General features: G+C 43.7%; 7 protein-coding genes. 2 read left to right on the top strand and 5 right to left on the bottom strand.

Annotated features, from left to right (window positions below):
• Position 1 precedes the first annotated feature (1 nt).
• The 3 genes from hprK to ftsH all read right to left on the bottom strand — a co-directional run bounded on the left by hprK (position 2) and on the right by ftsH (position 4,935).
• Positions 2-937, bottom strand: a complete 936-nt coding sequence (gene hprK, locus DW152_RS00340; RefSeq protein WP_118287724.1) for an HPr(Ser) kinase/phosphatase — start codon at positions 935-937, stop codon at positions 2-4.
• A gap of 71 nt (positions 938-1,008) precedes the next feature.
• A complete protein-coding gene (gene uvrC, locus DW152_RS00335; RefSeq protein WP_118287723.1) occupies positions 1,009-2,847 on the bottom strand; it encodes an excinuclease ABC subunit UvrC in 1,839 nt (612 codons plus the stop codon).
• A 189-nt stretch (positions 2,848-3,036) separates the two neighbouring features.
• Positions 3,037-4,935, bottom strand: coding sequence for an ATP-dependent zinc metalloprotease FtsH (gene ftsH, locus DW152_RS00330; RefSeq protein ID WP_021861290.1), 1,899 nt, complete (start codon positions 4,933-4,935; stop codon positions 3,037-3,039).
• 181 nt (positions 4,936-5,116) lie between these two features.
• Here ftsH and DW152_RS00325 point away from each other — a divergent pair, with 181 nt between their 5' ends.
• A complete protein-coding gene (locus DW152_RS00325) occupies positions 5,117-6,610 on the top strand; it encodes a DUF1846 domain-containing protein (protein ID WP_118287722.1) in 1,494 nt (497 codons plus the stop codon).
• Between the two features lie 55 nt (positions 6,611-6,665).
• Complete coding sequence (locus tag DW152_RS00320) at positions 6,666-8,285, top strand: CTP synthase (protein WP_117538100.1); 1,620 nt, start codon at positions 6,666-6,668, stop codon at positions 8,283-8,285.
• 169 nt (positions 8,286-8,454) lie between these two features.
• Here the strand turns inward: DW152_RS00320 and DW152_RS00315 are convergent, their stop codons facing one another.
• Entirely contained in the window at positions 8,455-11,637 is a 3,183-nt protein-coding gene (locus DW152_RS00315; protein ID WP_158549916.1) for an AAA family ATPase, read from the bottom strand.
• A gap of 1 nt (position 11,638) precedes the next feature.
• Positions 11,639-12,787 (bottom strand): exonuclease SbcCD subunit D, encoded by a 1,149-nt coding sequence (locus DW152_RS00310; RefSeq protein WP_021861286.1) that lies wholly within the window; start codon positions 12,785-12,787, stop codon positions 11,639-11,641.
• Between the last annotated feature and the right edge of the window lie 3 nt (positions 12,788-12,790).

Genomic DNA, 12,790 nt, shown 5'->3' with positions numbered 1-12,790 from the left:
ATTATTCTCCCTGTTTCTTAGCCATATTTTCCTGCACACGTTTGTATAATTCCTGTGCAGCATTATATCCCATACTTTTCTGTCTGTGGTTGATTGCCGCAGTCTCAACAATGATAGCGAGATTACGTCCCGGACGGATCGGTAACTGATGACATACAACTTTATTGCCAAGAAATTCTGTATATTCTTCTTCCAGTCCCAGTCTGTCATATTCTTTATCACGATTCCAATCTTCTAATGTGATAACAAGATCGATATTCTGTGTCTCTCTTACACTCTGTACACCAAACAGCATCTTCACATCTACAATGCCGATTCCTCTTAACTCAATAAAATGTCTCGTAATATCCGGCGCCTTACCTACCAGTGTATCATCACTGACCTTGCGGATTTCTACAACGTCATCGCTTACAAGACGATGTCCACGCTTGATCAGCTCAAGCGCCGCCTCACTCTTACCGATTCCACTCTCTCCCATGATCAGCACACCGACACCATATACATCAACAAGTACACCATGAATCGAAATGCAAGGCGCCAGTTCTACATTTAACCAGCGGATGATCTCAGCCGTAAATGTAGATGTATTGACCCCTGTAGAAAATACCGGAATATTTGCCTTATTTGCTTTCTCAAGAAGCATTGGTTCCGGTTTTAAACCACGGCAGTATACAATACACGGAATCTCATAAGACAATAACATGTCATAGATTTTCTCTTTTTTCTCTTCTTCTATATTCTCAAGATATGTGTATTCTACATATCCGATAATCTGCACACGTTCTGATGCAAAATGTTCGAAAAATCCAGTAAGCTGCAATGCCGGACGGTTTACATCCGGAACGGAAACTCCTGTTTTTGTATAATCTACATCCGGAGTCAGATTCTTTAGGTCAAACCGCTCTACAATCTGACTTAATTTCACTTGATTTACCATACTGTTTCCTCCACCCTTTCTTTCCAGTATTTCTTAATTGTGCAAAAAATAACACACAATATTATATCATATCAATGAAAGAATTTGTATACATCTTCTGCTGATTTTTTATTCATTGATGGCAGTTTCTGAAGCTCTTCTACAGATGCTTGTTTTATTGCATCTATACTTTCAAAATGCTTCATCAGTTCTTTTCTTCTTGCCGGCCCTACTCCCGGAATGTCGTCCAGAATCGAACGTACCTGTCCTTTTCCTCTCAGTTGTCTGTGGAAGGTAATAGCAAAACGGTGTGCTTCATCCTGAATTCTGGTGATCAGCCGGAATGCTTCTGAATGTATGTCGATCGGAAGCTCCACATTTTTATAATACAGCCCTCTTGTGCGGTGATGATCGTCTTTTACCATTCCACATACCGGGATCGAAATGTCAAGTTTTTGCAATACCTCTTCTGCAATATTTACCTGTCCGCGTCCACCATCCATCAGTATAAGATCTGGAAATACCGTAAATCCTCCCAGCTTTTTTCCTTCTTCCTGTTCTCTGAGACCATGGGTAAATCTGCGCGTCAGCACCTCTTCCATACTGGCATAATCATCCGGTCCCTGTACGTTCTTGATACGGAACTTACGGTAATCGTTTTTCTTTGGCTTGCCCCGCTCGTACACAACCATGGAGCCTACCGAAGCAAAACCACTTGTATTGGAAATATCAAATGCCTCCATTCTGGAAATGCCTGACAGTCCGAGTATTTTTTCCAACTCTTTGACAGCTCCGATCGTCCGTCCTTCTTCTCTTTTCAGCCGTTCCTTGTCCTTTTGTAATACCATGGCGGCATTCTTTTCAGCCAGTTCAACAAGTTTCTCTTTCTGCCCTTTTTTCGGAATGATCAGGTGGACTCTCCGTTCCTTTTTCTTGCTCAGCCACTCTTCCAGAAGTTCCTGGTCTTCCACTTCCTGCGGAAGCATAAGCTGCGAAGGAATATACGGTGTTCCTGCATAAAATTGTTTGATAAAGCTGGTCAGTGTTTCTTTTTCTGTCTCTCCCGGCGCTGTTTTTAAATAAAAATGATCTCTTCCGATCAGTCTGCCTCCACGGATAAAAAAAACCTGCACGACCGCATCTGCATATTCTGTCGCCATAGCAATAACGTCTCTGTCTTCTCCTGCTGTGTCCGTGATCTTCTGCTTCTGCGCAATCTTCTGCACACTGAACAATAGCTCCCTGTATTCTGCTGCCTTCTCAAATTCCAGTACTTCTGCCGCATCCTGCATCTGTTTTTCCAATCTCTTTAATATAATGTCATAATTCCCATTCAGAAAATGCAGTACCTCCTGCACGGACTTCTGATACGCTTCCTGGCTTATATATCCCTGACAGGGCGCATCGCACTGATGAATGTGATAATTCAGGCATGGGCGTTCTTTTCCCGTATCCCTTGGCAGTTTACGATTGCAGCTCCGGATATGATATAATTTGCGGATCAGTTCGATCGTATCTTTTACTGCACCGGCACTTGTATATGGTCCAAAATATTTCGCTTTGTCTTTTATCATCTTTCGCGCCAGCATTATTCTTGGATATGCTTCATCCGCTGTCACTTTGATAAATGGATACGCCTTATCATCCATAAGCATCGTATTATACTTTGGATGGTGTTCCTTGATCAGATTACATTCCAGAACAAGCGCTTCCAGTTCAGAATCCGTAACGATATACTCAAATCTCCGGATATGCGTTACCATCTGCTCAATCTTTGCGCCTTTATTCCTGCTGCTCTGGAAATACTGACGCACCCGATTTTTAAGGCTGATCGCTTTTCCGACATATATGATCATATCTGTCTCATCATGCATGATATATACTCCCGGTTTTCCCGGAAGTTTTTTTAACTCTTCAGGTATATCAAACATTTGTCTTCCCTTTCTTTTTCTGATTCACATCGTAATTATTGTATCGGAAAAAAGGTCTGTAAGCAAGGTCTTGCAGAAGGCTTTTCATTATAACAGAAATCATATTTTCTCTATACAAGTAAAAAAGAGTACACAGATAAGAAAAATGGAGCAGATAAAATCTGCCCCATTTTGTATACTTACAATCTCTTATACTTCTTTCATTGCAATTCGTTCTTCGCCGGATGCCTTCTTCTCTTCCGGATCGGTTCCTTCCACTTCATGTAATATCTGCATAAATTCCTTACCTGTAATGGTCTCTTTCTCGATCAGGAATGCAGCAATCTTATCCAACGTTTCTCTGTGTGCCTGTAATAATGTCTTCGCCTGCTCGTAAGCCTCTTTTAGCATCTTCATGACTTCTTTGTCAATCTCAGATTCTGTCTCTGCTCCGCAGTTGGAAACCGGTCTTCCGTTCAGGTATCTGTTCTGTACCGATTCCAGTCCGATCAGTCCGAATTTCTCACTCATACCATACTGCGTGATCATCGCTCTTGCTACCTGTGTTGCTTTCTCGATATCGTTTGAAGCACCTGTCGTAACCGTATCAAATACAATCTCTTCTGCAGCACGTCCGGCAAGCATACCAACTAACATTGCTTCCAGTTCTTTCTTCGTATTCAAATACTTCTCTTCCTCCGGAGTCTGCATAACATAACCGAGTGCTCCCATCGTACGTGGTACGATCGTAATCTTCTGTACCGGCTCTGCATCCTTCTGAAGTGCGCTCACCAATGCATGTCCGACTTCGTGGTAGGAAACGATTCTTCGTTCCTCCTGACTCATAATACGGTCTTTCTTCTCCTTGCCGACCAGTACAACTTCTACAGCCTCAAACAGATCTGCCTGCGATACCGCATGTCTGCCATGTTTGACTGCATTAATCGCAGCTTCATTGATCATATTGGCAAGATCTGATCCGACAGCACCGGAAGTTGCCAGTGCGATCTCTTCCAGATCAACCGTCTCATCCATACGGACATCTTTGGAATGAACCTTTAATACTTCCACACGTCCTTTTAAATCAGGTTTTTCAACAATGATACGTCTGTCAAATCGTCCCGGTCTTAACAGCGCCGGATCCAAGATCTCCGGACGGTTCGTTGCCGCCAACAGAACAAGTCCTTTATTGCTCTCAAATCCGTCCATCTCTGCAAGGAGCTGGTTTAGTGTCTGTTCTCTCTCATCGTTACTTCCCATCTGGTTGTCACGGCTCTTACCGATTGCATCGATCTCATCAATGAAAATGATACACGGTGCCATCTGCTGTGCCTGTTTGAACAGATCTCGTACACGGGAAGCTCCAACACCCACATACATCTCAACAAAAGCCGAACCGCTGAGTGAGAAGAACGGTACTTTCGCTTCTCCGGCGACCGCTTTTGCAAGTAATGTCTTACCAGTTCCCGGAGGTCCGACTAACAGTGCACCTTTCGGAAGTTTCGCACCAACGCTTGTATATTTTCCCGGATTATGCAGAAAATCTACGACTTCCTGCAGAGATTCTTTTGCTTCATCCTGTCCTGCTACATCCTTAAATGTAACTCCGGTCTGCTTCTCCACATACATCTTGGCATTGCTCTTGCCGATTCCCATCATGCCGCCACCCTTAGACATACGCTTTGTCGTCCAAATGATCAGTGCCACCAGACATGCCACCGGAAGGAATGTGCCGAGAAGCTGGAGCATGACTGCGGATGTTGTATCCGGTATCTTTGCGTTATATTCTACATGCGCTTTATACAGTTTGTCAGACAGCTGATCGTCCTTGACAACTCCTGTATAATACTTCTTCGCAATCCGGTCTCCGGATTCTTTCTTCATTGTGATGATCAGTTTATCACTGTCGATCTCAACTTTGTCTACTTTTCCTGCATCGACATATTTTAAAAACTTGTCGTAGCTGATCTCTGTCTCGGATCCTTGTCCCTGAAACTGGTAAAGTGCCAGCACGAGTATCGTCGTGATCAGAGTCACTAAAATGACAAATGAAAAGCCCTGTCGGTTATTCTTTTTAGGATCTTGATTTTTCTTATTCTGGTTGTCCATATTCTTCCTCCTATTACATTACATAATTATAAGGACAGCCCACCCGGAAATCAATAAAAGATTTATGAAAAGATTGTAAACTTCCCATATCCTGTAGTATACTTGGATAGAAAATAGTTCATACAGAAATTTACACTTTTATGAAATATTTTTAATATAACGTTATTAAGAGGATTGAATAATGAACATAGGATTTGACAACGAAAAATACTTACAGATGCAGTCCGCTCATATCCGGGAACGTATCGCCCAGTTCGACAACAAACTTTACCTGGAATTTGGCGGCAAATTATTTGATGACTTTCACGCATCCCGTGTACTTCCGGGATTCCGGCCAGACTCCAAGATGCGTATGCTGATGCAGCTAAGCGATCAGGCAGAGATCGTCATTGTCATCAGTGCCGAAGACATTGAGAAAAACAAAGTCCGCGGAGACCTTGGCATTACTTATGATGTAGATGTTATGCGCCTCATGTCTATTTTCAAAGGCCACGGACTGTATGTCGGCAGTGTCGTAATTACCAAATACAGTGGACAGCAGAGTGCTGCTTTATTTAAGAACAAACTGGAAAAACTCGGCATCAAAGTTTACAACCACTATCCGATCGACGGCTATCCTTCCAATATTCCACACATTGTAAGTGACGAAGGCTATGGCAAAAATGATTATATCGAAACTTCCCGCCCGCTGATCGTCGTAACAGCGCCGGGACCTGGAAGCGGCAAGATGGCTGTCTGCCTGTCACAGCTCTACCATGAACACAAACGCGGGATCTGTGCCGGTTATGCCAAATTTGAAACATTTCCAATCTGGAATATCCCGCTCAAGCATCCGGTCAACCTCGCTTACGAGGCGGCAACAGCCGATCTCAACGACATCAATATGATTGATCCGTTCCATCTGGAAGCATATGGAAAGACAACCGTCAACTACAACCGTGACGTGGAGATCTTCCCTGTCCTGAATGCGATGTTTGAACAAATCTATGGAAAGAGTCCATACAAATCACCGACAGATATGGGCGTCAACATGGCAGGTAACTGTATCTGTGATGATGAGGCATGCAAAGAAGCTTCCAATCAGGAGATCATCCGCCGTTACTATGATTCCAGAAGACGTGCCCTTGCCGGTGCATGTTCGGATGAAGAAGTATACAAGATCGAGATGCTGATGAACCAGGCAGGCATCACCGTTCATGACCGTCCGGTTGTTGACGCTGCAATGAAACGTGCCGAAGAAACAGGTGCTCCGGCTGCTGCAATGGAACTGCATGATGGTCGTATGGTCACAGGCAAGACTTCCGATCTGCTCGGCGCATGCGCTGCTCTTCTTTTAAATGCTTTAAAAGAGCTTGCCGGCATTCCACATGATCGTCCGGTTATTTCTCCGGCAGCAATTGAACCGATCCAGACTTTAAAGACTCAGTATCTTGGAAGCAAGAACCCACGTCTTCACACAGACGAAGTGCTTATTGCGCTGTCTGTCAGTGCAGCTTCCGATCCGGATGCACAGAAAGCACTGGAACAGCTTCCGAATCTGAAGGGCTGCCAGGCTCATACTTCCGTAATGGTAGGTGATGTTGACCGCAAGCAGTTTATGAAACTTTCGGTTCAAGCAACTTTTGAAGCAAAATATGAAAATAATTCTGTATTTTTTCCGAAAAAGGGTGTATAATTTTTAAGTATTTTTTTGGAGCATACTTATTTATTTGAACGTGAAGGAGGAAATTATGGCAGTAAAATATGTATTTGTAACAGGTGGAGTAGTATCAGGACTCGGAAAAGGAATTACAGCCGCATCACTCGGAAGACTTCTGAAAGCACGCGGCTACACAGTGACCATGCAGAAATTCGATCCTTATATCAATATTGATCCGGGTACTATGAATCCGGTACAGCACGGAGAAGTTTTCGTCACAGACGATGGTGCTGAGACAGACCTTGACCTTGGTCACTACGAGCGTTTTATCGACGAAAGTCTGACAAAGAATTCCAACGTCACAACCGGTAAGATCTATTGGTCCGTATTGCAGAAAGAACGTCGTGGAGATTTCGGCGGAGGAACTGTACAGGTTATCCCGCACATCACAAACGAGATCAAGTCCCGTTTCTATCGCAATCCATCTGCTGAAAATACAGAAATTGCCATTATTGAAGTAGGCGGAACCGTCGGAGATATCGAAAGCCAGCCTTTCCTTGAGGCGATTCGTCAGTTCCAGCACGAGAAAGGACGCGAGAACGTTGTTCTGATCCATGTAACTTTAATTCCTTACCTTCGCGCTTCACAGGAGATGAAAACAAAGCCAACACAGGCAAGTGTCAAAGATTTACAGGGAATGGGAATCCAGCCGGATATCCTCGTATGTCGTTCTGAGCATCCTCTGGATGATGGCATCAAAGACAAAATCGCACTTTTCTGTAATGTACCATCTAACCATGTACTCCAGAATCTGGATGTGGAATATCTTTATGAAGCACCGCTTGCAATGGAGAAAGAACATCTTGCAGAAGTAGTATGTGAGTCACTTCATCTGGACTGCCCGACACCGGATCTCAAAGACTGGACAGAGATGGTTGAATATCTGAAGACACCAAATACAGAAGTAACTGTTGCTATTGTCGGTAAATATATCCAGCTTCATGATGCTTACATCAGTGTCGTAGAAGCATTAAAACATGGTGGTATCTTCAGCCGTGCTACTGTAAATATCAAATGGATCGATTCCGAGACGGTTACTGCTGAAAATGTAGATGAACAGTTGAAAGACGTCAGCGGTATCTTGGTTCCGGGCGGATTCGGACAGCGTGGTATTGACGGAAAACTGCAAGCTATCAAATACGCACGTACCAATAAGATTCCGTTCCTCGGTCTGTGCCTGGGCATGCAGCTTGCAATCGTTGAATTTGCAAGAAATGTCATCGGTTACCGTGATGCACACAGTGCAGAACTTGATCCGGATACAACACATCCGGTTATTCATATCATGCCGGAACAGCTTGGCATTGAGGACATCGGTGGTACTTTAAGACTTGGATCTTATCCATGTGTTCTTGATAAGACTTCTACAGCATACAAATTATATGGCACAGAAGAGATTCATGAACGTCATCGTCATCGTTATGAAGTCAACAACGACTATCGTGATGCTCTGACAGCCAACGGCATGAAATTATCTGGTCTCTCACCGGACGGACGTATTGTCGAGATGATCGAGATTCCGGAACATCCTTGGTTTGTCGCAACACAGGCACATCCGGAATTAAAGTCCAGACCGAACAGACCGCATCCGTTATTCCGTGGCTTCGTAGAAGCAGCTTTAAAATATCAGGATGATAAGGCTACAAAATAATCCTGTTTCTTCAAGCGTTTCATAAATAAGTGAATATATAAAGAATATAATTTTATATTCTGATATAGTAAAAATGTGTAAGTTCCTATGCTCAGAAACTTACACATTTTTTTATTTACTCATTTCTTAATTATCTCTTTTCTATTATCTTATCTCTATTATCTTATCTCTATGCCCAGTCGATCCTGCTTCCTTTCGCCGTTTTCTTTACGACAAGCTTCGTATCAATCTGTTCTTTTAATTCATTGACATGAGAAATAATTCCCACAAGCCGGTTTTCCCCAGCCAGTTCTACCAGCACACGGACCGCCTGTTCTCTTGTACTGTCATCGAGAGAGCCAAATCCCTCATCAATAAACATCGTATCCAAACGGATTCCTCCGACACTACTTTGTATTGTATCTGCAAGCCCCAACGCCATCGATAACGCTGCCATAAAGGATTCTCCACCGGATAGCGTACGCACATCCCTCACTGCGTCATTTACCATGCTGTACACGTCCAGATCCAATCCTGACTGTCCCTGGCTTCCCATATGCGACAAATCCTTGCACTGCAGGATAAAAGAGCCATCCGTCATCTTAATCAAACGTCGATTCGCCGCCTGAATAATCTGTTTAAAATACTGTCGCTGTACATATGTTTCAAAATCCATCTTCACATTGCCGGTCAATGTACCATTCGCAGTCTTGCTCAGATTTGAAATCCACTCGTATTTCTTCTGCTGCTCACCGATTTTTTCAAAAAAATGTTCCAGGCGCTTTTTCGTTTCCTCGTGACTCTGCACAAGATTCGTTATCAATATCTGTTCTTTTGTAAGCTTTTCTTCTTCACTGCGTCTGCTTTCCAGTTTTTTCAAAAGTTCAGAAATATCCGGGCGCTCTTCCCCCTCCAGACGTTCCCGCAGACTCTTTAATACCCCTGTATTTTCACTGACTTGTTTTTCGTATTCCCGCAGCTTGTTCTCCAAGCCCGGAAGCCTTTCTATTTGCGTACAAAACTCTGAAAACTGCTCTTCTGTCAAACTGTATTTTTCCAATGTCTCTCTATATGATTTTTCATTTTCCAGACATTGCACTTCCTGCTCTTTCTCATTTTGAAGTTCGCTTTCCAGCTTTCCTTCCCGCTGTTTCTGGTTCGCAATCTCTTCCTGAAGTATTTTCTCTGTTCTGTCAGTTTCTTCCTGCAGTCTGTTTTTCCGGCTTGTCTTTTTCTTAAGTTCCTCTTTTGCAGCCTCTCCGGACTCCCACGGCAAAGCATCTTTTCTCGTCTCATACTCCGCTTTCAAGCTTTGTCTCTCAAGGTCCAGTGCTGCTTTTTCCTTCTCTGTTTCTTCCAGTTCCCTGCTTTTTTTTCTCAGCTCCTCCTGCTTTACTGGGAGCTTTTCCACCAGTGCTTTTGCATGTGTAAGCTGTTCTTTATTCTGCTCTGCATTCTGTTCCAGTTTCTTTCGTTCTTCCCGGACTCCGGCCAGTTTCTCTTTTAACATTTTTTCCGCTTCCACCAGATCAACTACATCGGTTTCCGGGAACTCATCTTCTCCAAGAAGTTTTCTGCAGTTATCCCAGAATACCGACCGGCTGCTTTCAAATGCATTCCATTTCTCCCGATACAGGTCTGCCGCCTGATCTCTGACTTTTTCTGCTTTGTCTCGCATCTTCTTTGCGCTCTCGACTTCCTGTTCCGAAACTGCATGCAGTGATAGCTGCCTTGGATGCGGATGTTCTGTAGATCCACAGACCGGACATGGTCTTCCTGTCTCAAGTCCCGCTGCCAGGATTCCTGCCTGCTCTTCAAAAAACAGGCTGTATTTCTGTTCATAATCCTCAAAAACAGATCGGTAATTTTTCACTGCACTCTCCATCTTTTTCTGCAGTTCTTCACAGGCTTTCTTTTGAGTATCCAGCTTAGGGATCTGTGCCGTAAGGGTTATCACCCAGGATTCTTCTTCCGTTTTCTGCTCTTTTAACTGCCCGAGAAGCCTTCCGTTTTCTTCCCATCCTGCAATAGATTTCTCTGCTTTCTCCGTATTCTCTATCCATTTCTTCAATTCCGTATGAACAGCTTCTGCCTTTTCTTTCCGCACTTCGTTCTTACGGATTTCCGCTTCTGCCTCTTCCATCTTTTTCTTAAGGGCTTCCAACATTTCATACTGTTTCAGTCCTTCTGTAAGCTTCACAATCTCTCCCGATAATACAGGTTCTTCTCTCTTCAGACATTCCAGGGCAGATCTGGCGGTCTCTGTCTTCTCAGACACCCTATCCATGCCGGTTTCCAGCTCCTTTTTCAGCATTTCTATCGTCTGTCTGATCTTTAAAAGTCTCTTCGTTCCATTTGCCATATTTTCAAAAATCGGTCTGACATTTGCCGCCGCACGAATGTGCTCCGTCTGTTCTTTTTCTTCCTGATACAGTACTTTTCCCACTTCTAATTCTTCTGACTTTTTTTTCGCTTTCTCACAGTCATCAAAAAGCGCAAGCAGAAATTTGGCATTCTTCACTTCACTGTTTAACCGCTCCACTGCTTTTCTTTCCTCAGCCGCCAATTTTGTATAACTTTGCTTCTTTTCCTGCTCTGCGAAAATAATCTCCTTTAACACCTGCAGCGTCTCATCCCGCGCCGGAAATTCCTGTCCTTTTAACAGTTTCCAGTGACTGAAAAGTTCTTTCCCTGCCAGATCTGCAAGAGACTCTTCTTTCACACGTTCCATTTCCATTTGCAGATTTCTCCGGCTCTCCTGCATATCCTGCTGCATTTTCAACGCTCTCTGTCTTAAAATTTCCTGTACCTGTGCATATATTTTCGTATGGAAAATACGGGAAAAGATTTTCTTACGGTCTTTGGAATCGGCAAGCAGTAACTTCAGGAAATCGCCCTGCGCGATCATCGCCATCTGCGTAAACTGTCCGGCATCCATCCCCATGATCTCTGTGATCTTCTGCTCTGTCTCACGCTTTCTTCCCGGGAATACACTGCCATCCGGCATTGTAAGTTCTACTTTTGCGCTCTCTTTTACAAGACGTACAGAACCGTCCGACGCCTTTCTCTTTCCTGCACGCATATACTCCGGATTCCGGCGCACTTCATACCTCTCTCCATGATAATCAAACACCAGTTTGACATAAGTTTCCACGTCTTCGGATGCATACTGGCTGCGCATCATATTTCCTTCCCTGTTGCCACCGCTGGTCTGGCCGTAAAGCGCATACACAATAGCATCAAACACCGTCGTCTTTCCTGCTCCTGTATCTCCTGTGATCAAAAATAAACCTTGTCTTACACCTGTAAAATCAACCACTGTCTTACCTGCATAGGAGCCAAACGCTGACATTTCTATTGTAATCGGACGCATCTTACTCATCCTCCCTTGCTTCTTCTAATATCTGCAGGATCAATGTTTCTTCTTCCGGATCCATCGTTCTTCCCTGCATTTTTTCAAAGAAATCTGCAAAATTTTCTTCCGGTGTTTTCAGGACCAGCTCTTCAGCTTCCATCCATTTCGTTCGGGTTCTTGTATTATCAATCCTCACTTCCAGTATTTTGGAAAATACGGTTTCTAACTGTTCTTTCGGATGATAGGGATCTGTCTCATCAGTCAATGTAATACTGACATAATCTTCCGGGCTGCGTTCTTCTTTTAAAATCTCCTTAAGTTTCCCTGTGATCTTACGGACATCCCTGAGAGGATGCAGCGGATACTCTTCTATTTTCACAGATTTCCCTTTTTCTCCGAGCGTTACAACTGTCAAAGCTTTCGTATGAGAGGCTTCACTGACCGAATATTTTAAAGGTGTTCCACAATAACGGATATGCTCATCTTTTACTTTCTGCTTTCCATGCAAATGTCCCAGTGCAACATAATCAAACGGCTCCACGCCTGTTATGTCTATCTGATCAAGCCCGCCAATCGAAATCGTTTCCGAATCACAGGTTTCCGGCAGGTAGCTTCCCATATAAAACTGGTGGGATATCAACACATTTCTCTCATCCTTAAAATTAATATTTTCCCTCTTGATCAGACGGTTCACCGCATCACTGTATGTCTCCGGTGGATTCTCTTCAAATAATCTGCGCACATATGCCGGTTTTAAAAAAGGGAGCAGGAAGAAGTTCACTTCTCCCCACTCATCCTTCAATGCAACCTTTTCTATATGCTCTTCTTCCTTCTGCGGCACACTGCCAGCCAGGTATATCTTCTCTTCTTTCAAAATACCTGCTGCATACCTCAGACGATCCGCAGAATCATGATTTCCACTGATGATCATAACCGGAATCTGCGGACGTATCTTTGCTAATCTTGTAAGAAAATCATCAAATAATGTTACTGCCTCTGCAGACGGCACCGGCTTATCGTAGATATCTCCAGCGATCACAACCGCATCCGGATGTAATTTCCCGGCATATTCAATAATCTCTCCAAGAATATGTTCCTGATCTTCCTTTAGGCTGTAATGATGTAACTGTTTGCCGATATGAAGATCGGACAAATGAAAAAATCGCATATC

Origin of the sequence: Dorea sp. AM13-35, assembly GCF_003473885.1 — a bacterium.
Classification (GTDB): domain Bacteria; phylum Bacillota; class Clostridia; order Lachnospirales; family Lachnospiraceae; genus Dorea_D; species Dorea_D hominis.
Note: the sequence above shows the minus strand (reverse complement) of the source record. Positions and strands in the feature narration are given on the sequence as shown.

Excerpts from the sequence above, each read along its gene's own strand:
- DW152_RS00325 (WP_118287722.1), top strand. The coding sequence starts at position 5,117 with ATGAACATAGGATTTGACAACGAAAAATACTTACAGATGCAGTCCGCT.
- ftsH (WP_021861290.1), bottom strand. The coding sequence starts at position 4,935 with ATGGACAACCAGAATAAGAAAAATCAAGATCCTAAAAAGAATAACCGA.
- hprK (WP_118287724.1), bottom strand. The coding sequence starts at position 937 with ATGGTAAATCAAGTGAAATTAAGTCAGATTGTAGAGCGGTTTGACCTA.
- DW152_RS00310 (WP_021861286.1), bottom strand. The coding sequence starts at position 12,787 with ATGCGATTTTTTCATTTGTCCGATCTTCATATCGGCAAACAGTTACAT.
- DW152_RS00315 (WP_158549916.1), bottom strand. The coding sequence starts at position 11,637 with ATGCGTCCGATTACAATAGAAATGTCAGCGTTTGGCTCCTATGCAGGT.
- DW152_RS00320 (WP_117538100.1), top strand. The coding sequence starts at position 6,666 with ATGGCAGTAAAATATGTATTTGTAACAGGTGGAGTAGTATCAGGACTC.
- uvrC (WP_118287723.1), bottom strand. The coding sequence starts at position 2,847 with ATGTTTGATATACCTGAAGAGTTAAAAAAACTTCCGGGAAAACCGGGA.